Here is an 18,559-nt window from a genome sequence, read left to right as displayed (position 1 = left end):
TGGCAAATGAGTTGTATGAATTTTGGTTACAAGCAAGTTTGGATGTGGATATTGTTATGTTACGTTTGTGGCTCACAGGCAGTGGCAGGCGGGATTGTAAAACATGACGTGTCTAACAAACCCAATATTTTATGGCTAGTAGTTGAGGATATGAGCCCTATTATTGAGCCCTATGGTGATAATACTATAAAAACCCCCTCTATTACTCAACTTGCAAATGAAGGGGTGACTTATACGAATGTATATTCAACTTCAGGTGTGTGTTCGCCAAGCAGAGCAGCTATAGCGCTGGGAATGTACCCTTCTTCGGTTGGTGCAAATAATATGCGAACAACCTCTAATACTGAGCAAACAGGTTTGCCAAAATATGAGGCTGTACCCCCTGAAAATGCAAAAATGCTAAGTCAATACCTTCGCGAGGAAGGCTACTACACAACAAATAACTTAAAAACTGATTATCAATTCAAAGCGCCAAAAGCAGCATGGGATGAAAGTGGGCCTTTCGCTCATTGGCGTAATAGAAAGCCCGGGCAGCCCTTTTATGCCGTTGTTAACTTTACCACCACACACGAATCTGGATTATTTGAACCTTATGGGTTTAGAAAAATAGAATCTCGGCACTACTTTTCTGACAATAGAAAGAAAATTGCAAAACTACCACAACATCATGCTGAAAAATCATCTGAGGCGAATACACCTGAGCATGTGTCTAAAGATCTTGATTTCCCTATTCCGCCATATTTGCCTGATACTTCTATTGTTAGGCGCGACCTATGGAAAATGTACAATAATCTCGCAGAAACCGATAAACAAATTGCTGCTGTATTAAAGCAATTGAAAGATGATGGCTTATACGATAATACTATTATTATGTTTTACTCAGACCACGGCGGACCTTTACCAAGGCAAAAGCGGTTAATTTACGATAGCGGCCTCAAGGTCCCTTTTATAGTTCGTTACCCTAATGCAAAGCATGCAGGCAAAAAAAATGACGAGCTGGTTAGTTTTGTTGATTTTGCTCCAACACTATTGAGTTTAGCGGGAATAGATAAGCCCGCACATATGCAAGGGAGAAACTTTTTAGGTAAACAACAAACTGCAAAACGTGAATACATCCATGCGGCAGCAGATAGGTTTGATGGTTTTACAGATGTAATAAGGGCTGTTAAAAATAAGCGCTTTAAATACATTAGAAATTACCGTCCAGAACAAGGTTATTATTTGCCAGTAGTCTATCGAGAAAAAATACCTACCATGCAGGAGCTATTACGTTTACGAGATGCAGAGCAACTTACACCGGCACAAGCTTTATGGTTTAGAGATAAAAAAGACCCTGAAGAATTATTTGATTTAGCCAATGATCCTCATGAGTTAAATAATATTATTACCGACCCCAGTTATAAAAAAGTGGTCGCTGAGCTTAGTGCAGAAATGGACCGTTGGTTAAGAGAAATTAACGATGAACCAAGGCTTGCGGAATGCCAACTTATTAAACAACTGTGGGCGGGAAGTGAATCACAGCCAGTAACTGCAAAGCCACAATTTAAAATCAGTAATGGCATAATACACATAAGTAGCCCAACGCCTGGTGCGGTGATTTCTTATCAATTAGGTAACATCACCCCTCCTAATTTATGGCAATTATACAAAGGACCTTTTAAATTAGATCAAGCAACATCGGTGAAAGCCGTTGCTCATAGAATTGGTTTTAGTGAAAGCGATAGCGTTATTTACGACCCTGATAAAATTATTTACTCTCAATACTAGCGTTTTAAAGCAGAAAAATAATGATAAAAATATTCAAGATTATAGTAGTTGTAACGCTTTTGATGAGCAGCTTTTTTTCTATTGCTAATGAGGAGTGTTCTTCATGTCATAGCAAGGAGGTGTCTGATTGGCAGCAGTCTCACCATGCAGGTGCAATGGCCCAAGCAGCATCAGATAAAGTATTAGGTGACTTTAGTGGTGTAATTGTTGAACATTTCTCTCAAAAAGCATTGTTTTACACTAAAGATAATGAGTTTTTAATCGATTTAACTGAGAACAATACTAAGCAGACTTATAAAGTAAGCTATATATTCGGTTTTACCCCACTTCAGCAATACCTTATTGAAGTAGAGCAGGGGAAATACCAAGTTTTCCCTTTTGCTTGGGATAGTCGCGATGCTAAAGATGGTGGGCAGCGCTGGTATGCAAATTATGAAACTGAAGATGTAAAACCAAATGATCGTTTGCATTGGTTACAACCTTTACAAAATTGGAATGGGATGTGTGCAGATTGTCATTCTGATAATTTAAAGCGTAATTATGATGTAGAAAAAGACGTGTTTGATACGCACTTTTCAAATATAAATGTGGGATGTGCTTCTTGCCATGCTGACCTATCAGAAGATCACAAAACTAACCCGTTACCAAAAACAAATAAGGTGAAACCGACCAATATGTCTGGTTGGAAAATAACGGATAAAAGCAACATTGCTACTTGGCAAGGTGCTAAACGTGATAACAGCTTTATGGAAGCCTGTTATGCCTGTCATTCATTGCGCAGTCCACTAACAGACGGGTTTAGTAGTGATAAGCATTTTTTAGATCAATTCAGCCCCTCTTTCTTAGAGCCAAATTTGTATTATGCTGATGGCCAAATAAAGGAAGAGGTTTATGTATTTGGCTCTTTTAAGCAAAGTAAAATGTATGAAGCCGGTGTAAATTGCCTGGATTGTCATGACAAACACACGATGAAAATTAAATCACAAACGAATGGCCTTTGCCTTCAATGTCATAAAAGTAGTGAATATGATGTGCCCAAGCACCACCGGCATAAGCAAGCGTCTCAAGGTAGCCAATGTGTTAATTGTCATATGCCTACTAATAGGTATATGGGGGTAGATGATAGAAGGGATCATAGTTTTAAAATCCCGCGCCCTGATATTTCTATCATTTATGATACGCCCAATGCGTGTACTCAGTGTCACGATGATAAAACAAATGAATGGGCTAACACTGCGCTAGAAAGCTGGCATGGCAAGGCCGCTCCGTTGTCTAACAAAGAGCATGCAATGTTAGCACTTCGATCGGCCAATAGTGTGCCGTTAAATATTCACCTTGGATTGATTAATGATACTTCATTGAGTGAAATTGATAGAGCAAGTGCAATTACTTATTTGGCAAGCACTGGTTCAGTAATAGATGATGCAATTATATCTAGGTGGGTAAACTCGCCATTGCCACTTATACGATTAGCGATTGCTAAAATAGGCTATATGCTGCCTGAAAGTGAGCGTTTTAAAAGTTACAGCAAGTTGTTAACAGATAAATTTAAGGCGGTTAGGGTTGCCGCCGCACAAAATCTGAGTTATCAAAATAATCCGTCGGGCGAGCTCAGTGAGGCTATTGTTGAGCTTGCACAGTCCAATAAAGTTAACTCTTGGCGTGGAGAAGGTCATATTAATCAAAGTATGCTCGCATTAAATAAGCGAGATGTTACATCGGCAATTAGGTATTTAAAAAAAGGTATTGATGTAGACCCATATTTTGATCCTAACTATGTAAACTTGTCTGATATTTATTTCCGGCAAGGGAGTCAAGAAAAAATGCAGGCTGTGCTTGATCAAGGGTTGGCTGCAATACCTAATTCTGCTGCATTAAATTATGCAAATGGAATGGCAAAAATAAGAAGTAATAAAAAAGTTGAAGCAATAGAGTATTTTAAAAAATCGATGGAGCTTGAACCTAAAAATGTGCAATACGCATATTTATATTACCTAGCCTTAGATAATGCCGGTTTAACTGCCAAAGCGCTTGATGAGTTAAAACAAAATCTAAAAAAATATAGTAACGCCCGCCAACTTATGGAGCTTGCAAATAGTTTTGAAGGTAAATTAAGGTAACTCATTTCGTTGTTAACTTCACTAAATAGCGCTTGCAAAACAAGCGCTATTTAGTATGAGCAAGGCTTTATCTACACTTATTTAATCATAAGATGTTGGGGCTATAAATTATTTTAATGATATAGAATTGTACCCATAGTCACTTATATTCCCTCTCAATCACTTCCATTTACTAATCCACTTTATATTAGATTGGATCTTTTCTTTGTGCTTTTTTGACTGCTATTGATTTTTATTGATTGTATTTGGTTTTTAATGTAGTTTTTATTAACAAAAATAAAACAATGAAGGTTGCTTTATGCGCAAAACCCAAAATTGAAATCAGTATAAATAATTGAATTAAAATGATTTATAACGACAACATTAATACACAGAGATCAATATGAAAAAACACACAATAAAAGCGAAACACACGCTTTCATCTCTGCTTTTGTTAACTTCTGCATTTTATGCTGCCTCAGGGCACGCAGTGGTTGAATTAGAGCAACAAGTTAAAATTTCAGATACAGGTTTACACTTTGATGGACAAGACCTAGATTTTAGTAATGTGGCTAGCCCAAGCACAGGTGCCGAATACGACTTCTTTTTTGGTCGAAATATCTCTGCGCATGGCGATGCCGTTAAAGCATATAAACATTATGTATTTATGACTTGGTATAAAGGCGGCAAGGAAGAGCGTAACGTTATGTTGAGCCGCTACAATACATTAACGGGAACATTGGCAACTATAGAATTTCCACATCGCCATACCGGTTTTAGGGGAGACCCTTTAGTTGGGGAGTCGCATAATACAATTGGCTTAGCAGTGAGTCCTATCGATGGCACTATTCATATGGTGTACGATATGCACGCCTACGACGATAATAATCATGGCGGTAAATTCAAAGATGACTTCTTCCGTTATTCTTTTAGCGAAACAGGGGTTGCTGACTTACCCGATGAGCAGTTTACTCTTAGTAAGTTTGTTAAAGATACCAGTAGTGTTAGCCAAGGGGCTGATGACTATAAGCATTTAACAATGACAGGTAATTTAGCCGATAAAGCAAATTTTGCGCGTTTAACTTATCCCAAGTTTTTTACAAATACAGATGGTACATTGCTGCTTTATATGCGCTTGGGTGGTAACAATAACGGTGCCTATGTATTTAATCGCTATGACGCTCAAACAAAAAAGTGGTCAAGCTTCACTAAATTTAATCACAATAACCAAAAAAGTTATGGTAATGCTTATAACTGGGGTCTCTATGGCAATATGAAGTATGTTAATGGCAAACTTCGAGTAGGCTACCAGCAGCGAAGCAACGATAATAACGATAGATATAAATATCAAAATGGTGTTTTTTACGCCTATTCAGACCACCCAGATGGTATAGGTGAATGGAAAAACCATCAAGGTGAGCCAATGACATGGCCGCTTGTAAATTCGGATGAGATAAAAGTACTGGAACCGGGTGACTTCATAGATCATCAAGAAGCTAACTCTGTTTATATTGTAGGTAGCTTTGACTGGACAGTGACTAAAAAGGGAGATGTGCATTTTATAAGTAAAGTACGCTCAACCGATAGAAACCGTCCTGATTATCAAGAAGTTTATTTACACTCCTATAAGCCAGCTGGCGCAACAGAGTTTATTACGTCAACAGATTTTGTTGGCGCAAGTGAAATTTATACGGCTGGTGATAACGTATATATTATTGGTTTAAACAATGGACGGCCTTACGTTGAAAAAGCGCAAGGTGGCACAAATAACTTTACGCGCGTATACGAAGCAACTGATGGGCCAGTATTTGATCATGGCACTATTTACATCAAAGATGGCAAAGTTTACTACTACCTAATGGAACGTGGGGCAGGGAGCGCGTTACCACTTCATTTGCAAGTAATAGATTTAGATATAGAAAGTGAAACTAACTCACCTAGCGTCTCTTTTCCTAAGACAAGCATTACTGTAGAGGAAGGTTACAGCGAATTGTCGTTTAAAGTAACGGCTGTAAGTCCAGTGGCTGATCGCAGTATTAGCAAAGTAGATTTATTTGTTGATGGCACGCTAATTCGTTCAGACAATGCAGACCCTTTTGTATGGGGTCATAAAAACAAGCCATTAGAGCTACTAGGCTTAGCGGCTGGAAATCATACCTTTGAAGCAGTTGCAACTGATAGTGAAGGTGTCACTGGCTCTTCCACAATGCAGTTGCTTGTTCAATCCGATTCGCCAATCATTAGTTTTCCTGATAACGAACTAACTGTAAAAGAGGGCTTTGAGCAGCTGACATTTACGTTGCAAGCATCAAGTCCTGTTGCTGATAGAACAATTGAATCTGTTACTTTATACATTAACGATAATTTAATACGCACAGACGACAAAGCTCCTTTTAACTTTGGCCATAAGTTTAAACCGCACGAAACAGGTGCTATGGGGTGGTTAGAAACACATTCTCCCAATCCCTTACCACTCGGTGCAGGAATTTATACTTTTAAAGCAGTTGCTATAGATAGTGAAGGCGCTCAAAGCATAGCGACAATGACTCTTAACGTTGAAGGTGAGCCTAAACCGCCAGTGGTTTCTTTCCCTAATGAAATCATTACTGTTTTTGAAGGATACGAAAAGTTAGGTGTGACAATAGATGCAGTATCTCCCGACAATCGTGATATTCAATCTGTAACTTTATATGTTAATGGTGAGTTTGTGCGTACCGATACCAAGCCTGTCTGGAATTTTGGCCATTCATATGCACCTTATGAACTAGGTGCAATGGGTTGGTTAGACAGGCACGAGCCAAATCCGTCGCCTTTGGGGGTAGGAAGCCATACTATCACTGCAATTGCGCGAGATACCCAAGGTTTAGAAGGGGAAGCGAGTATTACACTTATCGTAGAAGAAACACCGGCTCCAAATGTTTATTTTTTAGAACCCGAGATAGAAGTGCCAGTAGGGTATGAGTCTCTAAGTGTATCGGTTCATAGTGAGTCTGCATTAAGTAGCATTGATATAGAGCGGGTAGAGCTTTATTTGAACGACACCTTAGTGCGTGATATTTGGCAGCCTCCTTTTACCTGGGGTAACGAAGAGTATTCAACTGAGCTCCTTGGTTTAGCCGCAGGTGAGTACGCTCTAAAAGCGGTAACAACTGATAGTAAAGGGAAATCTTCAAGCGCAGAAAAACGCTTAATAGTAAACCCTAGCCTTGTCTATGTATCATCTGAGGAGAAGCAATACCCGGCGTCTAATGTGTTAGACGGTGACCTTTCTGATAACTCAAGTTGGCGTGCGGACAAAAATGGAACTCAATCAATAGTTATTGATTTAGGAGAGTTAAAATCTATTACAGGGACTGAGCTTTGGACTGCGAACGATAAAGCAATTAAGTATCAAATTTATGTATCAGAAACGATTGATGGTCGATATAAAAAAGTAGCAAAGCATAAGGGCAGAGACGTTAACAATCAGCCAAGTACAACTACTTTTTATAGAGAAGGACGTTTTGTTAAATTAAAAGCGATTGGTAACTGGCCTGATATATCAGAGTTTAATGTATTGTTTGAAAACTAACATCAGGTTAAGCATCGCTTTTCACTAAACGATTGGACTTTAGTGCAAAGCGATTTTCCAAAAAGTACTTTTAATGCAGGTTATTTATATCTGCTTTTAAGTATATCGCGACAAAGTGTTAGTAAGGAGAATACGTTGACTGGTATTAAATCATATTTAGCTATATTTTTTGTTTTTTCGGTTACCGCATGTACAACAACGCAAAGAGTTAATTTGCTAGACCCTCAGCTTAGCCGTTTTGATAATGTTTACTCGTTTGGGCAAGCACGCTTCATAGATGGTGAGTTGCATTTAATTTCATCTAACAATTGGTTTTTAACTACAAAGCAGAGTTACAGAAACTTCATTTTGACTGCCGATATAAAAATGCCGAATGTTGATGAGTATAGTAATTCGGGTATTATTTTTAGAGGCCAAATTGAGCAAGATAAAGACGGTAAACGCGTTGTTGGCTATCAAGCTGAAATAGATCCGAGCCCACGTCGTTGGAGCGGAGGGTTATTTGATCAAGGCCGACGAAAATGGCTGTACCCCGAACACCCTCAAAGATCACACAAAGATAATGACTTTATAAAAAGTCTTTTGCCCCCTTGGTCAGAGCAGCAAGCCGGAGCTTATAAGCCAGATGAATGGAATTCATTACGAGTCGTCTGCGACGGCGCTTCAATCAAAATTTATCTCAATGGAATACTCACTACCCATGTAGAAGATATTAAAGATGATGAAGGTGTAATAGGCCTACAGCATCACGGAAGCAAGTCTTATAAAGAGTCGGGCCTTAAGGGCAATGTGGTTAGGTTCAAAAATATATTCATTCGAGAGCTAAAATAATAAATAAAATGGAGCATACTGTATGTATGACGTGATCGTAGTAGGCTCAGGTATTACAGGTGGTTGGGCGGCAAAAGAGTTCTGTGAAAAAGGCTTAAAAACCCTTGTAATAGAGCGTGGGCGTAATATTCAACATCAAGGCCCAGAATATACTGATATGCAAATGCCTTGGCAAATTGAGAACCGAAACAAAGTCCCTGAAATCCTCAGTGAGGAGGGACGGTACTCTATGATTGAGCGCAAAGGCTATTTCAAAAATGCCACTAAACAGTTTTTTATTGATGACAAAGAGCATCCTATCTCATATCCAAAAGAGAGTCCGTTTAAATGGATTAGAGGCTACCAATTAGGTGGCCGTTCATTAACTTGGGGTAGACAATCCCTTCGGTGGGGGGTGAAAGATTTCCAAGCCAATGCCAAAGATGGTAATGGTGTCCCTTGGCCTATAGGCTACGACGATTTGGCGCCTTGGTATGATTACGTAGAGTCTTTTATTGGTGTATCTGCGAATAAAGATGGGTTAGATACGTTACCCGATGGTATATTTCAAAAGCCGTGGGAGATGAGTTGTGCTGAGAAGTTTATAGCTGAGAACTTAAAAAAGGCTTATTCAGACAGGCATTTAATTATAGGGCGTTCGGCCAATCTCACACAACCGACTAAAGAGCAAACTGAGCTTGGTCGTGGCCAATGTCAGGCTCGTTCATATTGTAATCGAGGGTGTACATTTGGTGGTTATTTTAGTTCACTCTCAGCAACATTACCTGCTGCTAAAAAAACAGGTAACTTAACTGTTGTAACAGACTCAATAGTTGAAACAGTTGATTACGATGATAGATCAGGTAAAGCATCGGGTGTCACTGTAATTGATGCTCATACTAAGAAAAAGCGTCAATATCGCTCGAAGATTGTATTCTTATGCGCCTCTGCATTAGGTTCTGTGCAAGTACTCCTGAACTCTAAGTCTAAAACGTTTCCAAATGGTATTGCTAATTCCAGTGGTGCTGTTGGGCATTACATTATGGATCATTTTTCTGGCGTTATAGCGGATGCGAAAGTACCAGGTTTTGATGATAAATACTCAATAGGGCGTAGGCCGATTGCTACATACATACCAAATTATCGACACGAGCAGAAAGACGACGCTGATTTTATAAGAGGATTTGGTTTCCAAGGCACAGCTCAGCATCGAAGCAATACTGGCACAACTGCAAAAAAGGTCGGTATTGGTGCTCAAGTAAAAAATGACAGTAATCAACCTGGCCCTTGGCGCTTTAGAGCAATAATGTATGGTGAAATGTTACCAAGGTTTGAAAATTATGCGCGGTTACATCCTACGGAAAAAGACCAATGGGGTATTCCTATATTACATATTGATGCACGAATAAGAGAAAACGAGCGCAAGATGATTAAGCGAGCCGCGATAGATATTAAAGAAATACTGACCGCAGGTGGCTGTGTGGATATCAAAGTAAACGAATTTCCTGAAACAAAGCCTATTGCTGTTGGCGATCGAGTTCATGAGATGGGAGGGGCTTGTATGGGCGAGGATCCTAGAAGTTCCGTTTTAAACAAATGGGCTCAGAGCCACGATGTTAAGAACTTGTTTGTGACCGATGGTGCCTGCATGTCATCTTGTGCAACTCAAAATCCTTCATTGACGTATATGGCTATTACCGCTCGAGCTGTTGATTATGCAGCTAAACTATTTTTTAAAGGCCAGTTGTAAGGGAAGGGGTTATGTCTAAAGTTAATATAAGTCGTCGTTTATTCATTGGAGCATCAGTATATTTTGTTACTAGCCCCGTTTGGGCATCAATTTTTAATACTACAAATTCGTTATCTGTTTATTCACAAAGTGGGCGTTTCTTTACTGCCTGTGAATTAACTATTTTGACTGATGTGGCTGAAATAATGATACCTAGAACAGAATTACCAGGAGCGACAGATGCAAATGTTATTGGTGTTTTAGATGCACTGATGCTCAGTTGGGCTGGAAATGAAACTAAGCAACGGTATCAGTTCATTGTTAAACAGATAGATTTAATTTCTCAATCAAGCTTTAAAGTGAAATATCAAAACGCGAATAAGGCTGATAGGGAGTCTTTGATTATTGAGTTAGATAAACAAGCGTTTACGGAACGCTCGACTGAACTATCAAAGAGTTACCGAAAACTTAAAGAAATGATATTTCATATTTTTTACACTTCAAAAGAAGCAAATCCTAATTTTATGTTGGTTCCTGGCACCTATAAAGGAAATATTACTAAGAATCAAATGGAGTTGTATAACCTTAAAAAAAGAGTTTCTTAACTTGTAAAGCTATTTAATAAACGGCTTTACACTTTTCACTATTAAGTTGTGCTTCTCTCTTTTTAATGTCTTTAACCTTTATTGGTCAGAACTAGTCAATACCGCTCATTTGTATTGTCTCATTTAAATAATTTGCTTTTATATTCGCCATAAATATTAATTATGTGGCTTTATGTATAAGTTGTTAATTAGGGTTGTGTTTGTTAATGCTTTGATTTAAATGGAATTAAGCTCAATGAGATTGAATTTGATTATTTTTGATTTGAAAGTGTTGTTTATTGTGTTACCGTATTGTTAATTAGCAAGCCTAGGCTGTTAATTTGACATACACGCAACAAGCTTATTTGTAAAAATAGCAGACACACAATGTAAATGGGGATAACAATGTTTAATAAAGAAAATAAAAAACTCGCCTCGACGAAATTAATTGGTGGTTCGTTAGGTATAGCTTTAACTTTATTTGCTCCTTCAATTTTGGCTCAAGAAGTTAAGCAAGCTATAAACGAAAACCAAGACGCTAAAGTTGAAAAAGCTAAAGCTGACTTTGAAGTGATTGAAGTTCAAGGTATCCGTGGGGCATTGGAAAATGCACTAAATACCAAGCGAGATGCGTCCTCTATTGTTGATGCTATTTCTGCATCTGACATAAATGCTTTACCTGCGTTAGATTTAGGCGAAGCGCTTCAGGCTGTACCAGGTGTTCAAATTGAACGCTCAGGCGAAGGCCGTCAGTCTGAAATTAGTTTACGTGGCTTAGGTGGTGGTTTTGTTAAAACCACTGCTGCAGGTCAAAGCTTTGCGACCCCTAGCCGGAGTTTTAGTGATGTCGGTTCAAGCAATCCATTTTCAGCTTTTGAAGCCAGTGTATTTGATGGTGTAACTGTTATTAAAGCCGCCACTGCAGATATGCAAGCAGGTGGTATAGCCGGTGTTGTAGATAAGCAACTTCAACGAGCGCTTGCAAAACCTGATGGTAAATATAACGTTAGTGTCGGTGGGCGTTACGAAGAGTTAACCCAAAAGTGGGACGAATCTATTAAATTTTCAATGAGCAAACATCTTATTGAAAATGAACTTGCCATTGCATTCAAAGCTGCTGGTTCTGGTCAAACTTTCCGTCGTGATACTGCAAACTTCACAAATTATGCACCACTTATAGGTGCTGCCGACGCTGGGCTTGATAAAAATTTACGAGTAAACTCACAAACTGTTGACGCATATCGTGCAAAATATGGTATCCCTGAGAACGCCGCACTTCGTAGTCCTTCTTCATTAAGAAACGTATCTGAATACAGTGAAGGCGATCGTTTTTCGTTTACGGGTAATATTGAATGGCGCCCAACTAGTGACATGACTGTAGGCGCACATTTACTTTACACTAAGCGCGATTTAGATAGCGGTACAAAACAAGATGCGCAATTTAGTGCTGGCTACAATCAAAATAAACCACAAAACAGTGACCGTTTTTACATGATTGAGCCTGATATTAATACGGCTCCATTCATTTATGACACACTTGAAGATGGTTCACCTGTATACGCAGTAAGTAAAACAGCAATTACTGACGGTGAGTACCTTTTCACAAACCGTGAAACTACGTTCTTTGAAGAAGCAAAAGGTTTATTTTTATATGGTGATTACATCGTAGATGATTGGACTTTTAATGCTATGTTGACTCATTCTGAGTCAGAGAATAACTTTCAAAACATTGGCTTAGACTTTAGACATACAGGCCACCATAAAGCAAAAACTAAAGTTAATGGTGTAAACGTTACTACCGTTCCAACAGGAATCGACATCCAATTAGATTCGGGCGAAGGTAACTTAAATCGTGCATTTATTAATGCAACAGGCTGGGACGATTACAACTATGACGTAAATTGGCAAAGTCCTTCAGCTTTGAATGCATTATCTTTAACAACAGCTGATCCATTAAATGGCAACAGACGACTAGGCCATTACATTACGGGAAGAATAGACAACCCGGTTCGTAAAATGACCAGCGGCGAATTTGACGCTAAACGTTATGTAGATTTTGGCTTAGGGGATACTCTAAAAGTTGGTGCTATCAAATTTGGTGCAAGGTATAGCCGTGAAGTACTTGAAAACTTTGACCAACAAATCGGTGCTGCTGGTGTAAATGCTAATGCTGTGGGTAGCTCTGCGATTAGCGATACACTTCTGTCAGATGGGCAAAGTGAATTTTTTAACGGCAAATTCCCTGGTACCTTTGGTGCCAATAGCGGTTGGAGAACGTTTGATAATTTATCTCACATTGCAAATTTGACTAATGGAATAGCAGATCTTGAAGGTGGTATTAAAGCGGGTGACACTGGGCTTTATGAGCGTTTTAATGGCCCTCATCCACAGCGATACGCAACTAACTTTGACGTTGAGCAAACAATAGCTGCAGCTTATGCTATGGCCGATTTAAATGGCGAACTTGGCGATGTAATGTGGACCGGTAATGTGGGTATGCGCTATGTTAGTACTAATAACGATTTCAATGGTATTAGACGAGATCGTAGTGCCGGCGATGTTTTAGTAGATACAAAAATAAGTGATGACTACGACCACTGGTTACCATCGGTTAACTTTGCGTTTGACTTACGTGAAGATCTTGTTTTACGTACAGCATATAATAAAGGGTTTGTCCGTCCTAACCTTCGTGTGATGACGCCAACTACAGAGGTCAGAGGCAGCAATACAAGTGTTACAATTGACAAGCCTGCGAGCTTTGTTAAACCGTACGACGCAGACAACTACGATATGTCGTTAGAATGGTACAACCGTGATGGTAGTGCTATCTCTGTGGGCGTATTTTACAAAGAACTTACAGGCTTTTTTGAAGACAGAGAGAGCTGTCCAGAGGGTGATGCACTTATTATTGAAGCATTAGGTAGCGACGTTTCTCGTGAAGATAACGCAGCTACAGGTGGTTTTGTTTGTACGCAAGTTGAACCATTCATAGGTGACGATGGCACAGAAAATTTCCGCTCTGTTAGAATTAACGAGAAGTTTAATGATAACGAAACTATCGAATTAACGGGTATTGAGTTAGCTATTCAGCAAAAACTAGACTTTTTACCGTACCCTTGGAATGGTTTTGGTGGCGTATTTAACTACACGTACATTGACCAAGATGGTACAGAAGAAAGCACATTATACTCTGTTGCTCCTGAGTCGTTTAACGCTATTGGTTACTATGAAAATGACGGCTTTAGCGTAAGGGTTGCATACAATTGGAAAGACGATTCAACATTGAAAGGTCAAAATTCTTTCTTAGGTGTACAGCCTCGTACACAAAAAGCAACAGGCCGTTTAGATTTAGTCACTTCATATAAATTTAATAAAAACTTCAGAGCGTATTTACGTGGTTATAACTTAACCGACGAACAACGTTATGAATACTGGGGTAACAATGAGAAAGCAGTTTCTCGTGTTGATTACACTGGTCGAATTTATGAAGTAAGCTTTAGTTATAACTTTTAAGTAAAAATGTAGTTACTTGTCAAAGCCTAACAATTTTTTGTTAGGCTTTTTTACTTTCAAATAATGCAGAGCAAGCTATTGAGAATATAAGTTAAATACTGACGCACATTAGCCTGTAATTAAATGTTTATTTATGGCATGAGTATTATTGAACTGGTGTTCTATTAAGCGAATGGTTTGTTTATTGATATCGAGCGATTGTGGAATGTTTTTAAAGTTAAAAATAGCGTCAGCAATGTCAGATATTATTCCTTGTACTTGCCCCCAACTTGCATACCCCGCGGCAGATGCTAATTGTTGAATAGCCTTTAAATTATAACCTGCGAATTATGTTGCGTGCTCGCCAAAAGGGTGTGGGCTAAAAGTGATATCAAAAAAAGGGCTCGGAGTCATACTTTTCTTGATAAAGCATTACGAGACATTTTACTTGTTTTCGGCGCGAATTTAAGTGCTCTACAAAGGCTGTTTGTATGTCAACTTCGTTTAATAATTAATAACGTCGCCAAATGACACTATGATATATTTAAGCTTTGTTTTATGAATTTATTTAACATTTTAGTATCTGATTTTAAGTGGATAAAGCAGGTTTGTATAGAGTTTCAAATCATGACGACTATCTGGACAAAATCCTTTTTAAATTGAGGCACTGCTAGTATGTTTGTGTAGTTTATAAATCGTTGTTAAGTTAATAATGATGACAGTTGTTTCTAGTAGTATGCCCCCAAGTGATCCAATAATAATGTTATTTATTAGCCACAAACAAGAGCCTACTAAGATTACCCAGCGCATTTTAATTCCGGTAAGACAAAATAAAGCGAATGTGCCTAAACATGAGCCTAATACAGCAATATAATCTGTCCATTGAGCTACTGTTAAGTAACCAATTAACCCTGTAAGTATAATGAATAAGCCGGCTATCCATTTTTCTTTGGTTTTAATTGAAATAGCTGTTCTCCCGGCTGAGAATAAGCAGCACAAAGAGGAGGTGACGGCATTTAATAAGTAAAAGTGTAATGCATGGTTTAAATTCATTAAAATCATCATTGATTTTAGGCGGCGGTCATCTTTTTGAATAAAGCACAAAACGGCTAATATAAAACTTACAAACCCTAAACTTTGCGCAAAGTAACTATCAAACACATATTCTCCTTTTAATATCGTTACCTGCTTTAACTATGTATAAAGTAAGGCTGGTTTCAACAAACCACCGCAAAATATATATATTAGCGTTCTACGGTGGATAACAAACCATTAATTGAATCGCCTTGAGTTAAAACTAAAACGTTTTACTTAAGAGGACTGCATATAGGTTACTTTCCATCAGTTATGTACACAGTGCCAATCGTTGATTTATCTAATAGTGTTTGCCATTCACTGGTATCCCAATTTACAGAGTTTCCGCGGCTAATGGCTGTTCGCATATTACTAACAAACTTACTGAAATCTCTTACTGACCTGTCACGATAAGATAACGCTAATAAGTAGTAATACTCAGGATTGTCAGCATGATGTTTCTCAATATTATTTAAATTTCTGACGGCAGATTCAACATTGATTAAAGACCTGTCCTTTGCTGTGAGTGTAATATTAATCGCTCTTATTGCCGCATTAATGTCGCCTTTTTCCATTGCAGACTCAAACCAAAACAAGGCTTTTTTTTCATCGTGTTGGACCCAAGGACTAGAATTTAAAATCATGCCTAAACGGTATTCTGCGCGAATAAGACCATATTTTGCAGATTGCGAAATCCAGTAAATGGCATCTTGAATATCGCGTTGCTCTCTGTAAAGTAACATTCCATATTCGTACATAGCACCAGGGTGCCCTTTTTGAGCAATCGTTAGTAATTTCATTTCAGCTTCTTTAGGCTCTTTGGATAACCAAGGGAAATTAAATAACGCCATAGCATATTGGTATTGTTCGTTTAGGGTTTTACCCTGCTTTAGGCGCTTATAAGTACGTAATATTTGAGAATACAAAACCTCGTTTTTATCAACTAATATTGATTTAGAATAACCTGCCGCCCCTAAAAATACGCGTTGCACGAAATTTATATATTGATTATTTAGAAAAGGTTTTTCTTGTGGAAATAGTACAAACTGTTTTATGAGGTTAGATGTATTTCCTCCAAGGCTTTGCACTATAGAATAGTGACGAACTGAGCCATCGGGAGCAATATCAATATCTAAAATTAAATATGGTTGTTTTGGAGAAGACATATACGCGGCGTCTTCATTACCTCCTTCCTCAATTGCTAAGTTATTCAAACTAGCCACAGAATCTGTAATAAAATCATCGCTATGAAAAATATGTTTCAGGCTTAGTTCGCCATTAAACGTAATTCTTTTAGATAGCGTATTTTGATTAATTATTGGAAAGTATTTTGCGTCAATTGCTTGCTTCCCTTGAGTGGCTTTGTAGTCGTTCATTATTTTGACAAAGCTTTCTTGTGCCTCAGCGGGAAGTTTAGTTAAAGTGTCATTTATTACCTTTTGGGCGTCAAAATAATCGTATTCGGCTGCTAACGAATAATTAATAAGTGCATTAACAATATCCTGTTTGACGCCTAAGCCCTTTGAGTAGATTCTTGCTAATTGATAATATGCATGTGGGTTACCAAGTTGGGCTGCTTTATCGTATTCTTTTTTTGCTAAATCATACTGCTGCTCTGTAAAATAACGGTCTGCTTTAAGGATATCAGCCGCTTTTACACTGCTGAAATTTATTAATGCAGCAAGTAATAGCCACTTCAGTTTTGTTTTCATCACATGTTCCATATTAATGGTTAAAGCAGTATTTATTTGGCGGGTGAAAGTACAAACCCCATTCGTGTTTCATACGGTTTGTACTTGTTTGCTTTAATCTAAGTGAAATACCTCGTTAATAGGGTTTACAACAGGAGAATTATCACTGTTAGTTTCCATAATATCGGACATAAATGCCCACCACTTCTTTACAATTGGCGCTAAAGGCAGTGCGTCCATTGTGTGGTTGTCTTCTCTTTTTAATACAGCAAAAAGTTTATTTGATGTTGGATCATGAAATATTGAGTAATCAGAAACCCCTGCATTTTTTAACTCTGTCACAAGCTCAGGCCATATTTCGTCATGACGTTTTTTATACTCAGCTTCATTCCCGGATAATAAGGTCATTGTAAAAGCAATTTTTTCCATGATAATGCCTCTATTTCTTAAAGTTATCGAGGTAGTTATGCCACTGGGCTTGCGTGGTTATTTCACCTGCAGCTTCCCATGCAAATCCAGCGTAATATTCAATCGCACCATTTTTGTCAGAATTGGTGAAAAGCCAAATATGGCTTTCATCTTTTGCTTCTTTAGCAATATGTTTAATATCTGTTATTTTACTTGGAGTAATAACAACGCCCGTCCCCAATGCCATTGAATCAAACGTCTCCCATGCTGAGATTCTGCCGGTCTCTTTATTGTGTGATACCTTGGCCTTTCCATCATGTGTTGTAATACCTATCGCAATGGGCAAAGAAGCGGGTTTACCATCAAGTTTAAACTCAGAATTTACTTTGTATAGATTTGAACCTAGTGGCAACGATATTGTTTTTGACTCATTAACTAGCCCTAACGGTGTTTTAAATTCATATTCGAGTGTAAAGACGACTTTATCAGGACCATTAGTAATTATTTTATAGCTGTTATAATTATGTGCTGTGTAGTCTTTTCCATCCACCCAAATAGCTGAACCGCCAACACCGCGACTAATACCTACATGGTATGGGTCGTAACCTTCACCGGTATCAGTATGGTATGACCCTGTTTTATTAAACGTTTCTTCATACCACTTGTCTATAATTGAATAATCTACTTTTTTAAGCCAAGCATCAACACCACTAGAGTGCCCTTTTATAGGCGCTGCGGGACCGTATACGCGAAATGCAACTTTGTCATTTTCCCAAGCAAAATCGTCTTGTCTTTTTGGAACAAACACAGCATAGGCTTTTACTTCATTTTTATATGAATTATCACTTTGGCTAGTTGATGATATTTCTTTAGCGCATCCTGATAAAATCAAACAGCCTGAGGCTAATAAAAGAAGAGGTGACTTCCTAGCTTTAATTTTTTTATTCATGGTGATTCCTATAAATTGTGTGTTTTACGAACCATTAAAGTTATTACATTACACGTTAAAATATTTTTTAAATAACTGGTTATATTACGAATTATTGGTGCTTGAGGTAGGGGGCAATGGATTTTTATCTGGAATTGAATAGATAATATTAACTGCTGTAATAGCTATTAATATAACAATCGCATAACGTGTTTTTTTATTTAATCGAAAATTTGATTGTTTATCCTTTTTCAAATTAAAAACCATTTAAGTTACCCCCATCAAAAACTAATACATTGCCTAATGGTGATTGATATTGCATTATAATGAGTGTTATTGCAATTAAATGTGTCGCCAACTCCCTAAATCAAACTTAGCTGGATTTAAAAATTTGAGGATCATTCAA

The 18,559-nt window shown here is 38.0% G+C and carries 11 protein-coding genes; 7 read left to right on the top strand and 4 right to left on the bottom strand.

Features of this window, described 5'->3' with window-relative positions:
- Positions 1-6: 6 nt before the first annotated feature.
- From ACFI34_RS14715 to ACFI34_RS14685, 7 genes are all read left to right on the top strand, one after another.
- Positions 7-1,767 (top strand): sulfatase-like hydrolase/transferase, encoded by a 1,761-nt coding sequence (locus ACFI34_RS14715; RefSeq protein WP_462674032.1) that lies wholly within the window; start codon positions 7-9, stop codon positions 1,765-1,767.
- A gap of 20 nt (positions 1,768-1,787) precedes the next feature.
- Positions 1,788-3,887, top strand: a complete 2,100-nt coding sequence (locus ACFI34_RS14710; RefSeq protein ID WP_462674031.1) for a multiheme c-type cytochrome — start codon at positions 1,788-1,790, stop codon at positions 3,885-3,887.
- Between the two features lie 382 nt (positions 3,888-4,269).
- Positions 4,270-7,437, top strand: a complete 3,168-nt coding sequence (locus tag ACFI34_RS14705) for a BNR-4 repeat-containing protein (RefSeq protein WP_462674030.1) — start codon at positions 4,270-4,272, stop codon at positions 7,435-7,437.
- 135 nt (positions 7,438-7,572) lie between these two features.
- Positions 7,573-8,268, top strand: coding sequence for a 3-keto-disaccharide hydrolase (locus ACFI34_RS14700; protein WP_462674029.1), 696 nt, complete (start codon positions 7,573-7,575; stop codon positions 8,266-8,268).
- 22 nt (positions 8,269-8,290) lie between these two features.
- Entirely contained in the window at positions 8,291-9,997 is a 1,707-nt protein-coding gene (locus ACFI34_RS14695) for a GMC oxidoreductase (RefSeq protein ID WP_462674028.1), read from the top strand.
- Positions 9,998-10,008: 11 nt separating this feature from the next.
- On the top strand, positions 10,009-10,581 hold the full coding sequence (locus ACFI34_RS14690; protein ID WP_462674027.1) for a gluconate 2-dehydrogenase subunit 3 family protein: 573 nt from the start codon (positions 10,009-10,011) through the stop codon (positions 10,579-10,581).
- A 384-nt stretch (positions 10,582-10,965) separates the two neighbouring features.
- Positions 10,966-14,073, top strand: coding sequence for a TonB-dependent receptor (locus ACFI34_RS14685; RefSeq protein ID WP_462674026.1), 3,108 nt, complete (start codon positions 10,966-10,968; stop codon positions 14,071-14,073).
- A 633-nt stretch (positions 14,074-14,706) separates the two neighbouring features.
- On the opposite strand, the gene ACFI34_RS14680 is transcribed toward ACFI34_RS14685, so the two are convergent.
- From ACFI34_RS14680 to ACFI34_RS14665, 4 genes are all read right to left on the bottom strand, one after another.
- Positions 14,707-15,213, bottom strand: a complete 507-nt coding sequence (locus tag ACFI34_RS14680) for a YgjV family protein (protein WP_462674025.1) — start codon at positions 15,211-15,213, stop codon at positions 14,707-14,709.
- A gap of 170 nt (positions 15,214-15,383) precedes the next feature.
- Entirely contained in the window at positions 15,384-16,838 is a 1,455-nt protein-coding gene (locus ACFI34_RS14675; protein WP_462674024.1) for a tetratricopeptide repeat protein, read from the bottom strand.
- A 93-nt stretch (positions 16,839-16,931) separates the two neighbouring features.
- Positions 16,932-17,246, bottom strand: a complete 315-nt coding sequence (gene rhaM, locus ACFI34_RS14670) for an L-rhamnose mutarotase (protein ID WP_462674023.1) — start codon at positions 17,244-17,246, stop codon at positions 16,932-16,934.
- Positions 17,247-17,256: 10 nt separating this feature from the next.
- A complete protein-coding gene (locus ACFI34_RS14665; RefSeq protein WP_462674022.1) occupies positions 17,257-18,174 on the bottom strand; it encodes a DUF4861 family protein in 918 nt (305 codons plus the stop codon).
- Positions 18,175-18,559: the final 385 nt, after the last annotated feature.

The organism is Pseudoalteromonas sp. PSi26 (assembly GCF_054960575.1).
The sequence above is the reverse complement of the archived record's forward strand: the minus strand, read 5'-3'. Positions and strand labels throughout refer to the sequence as shown.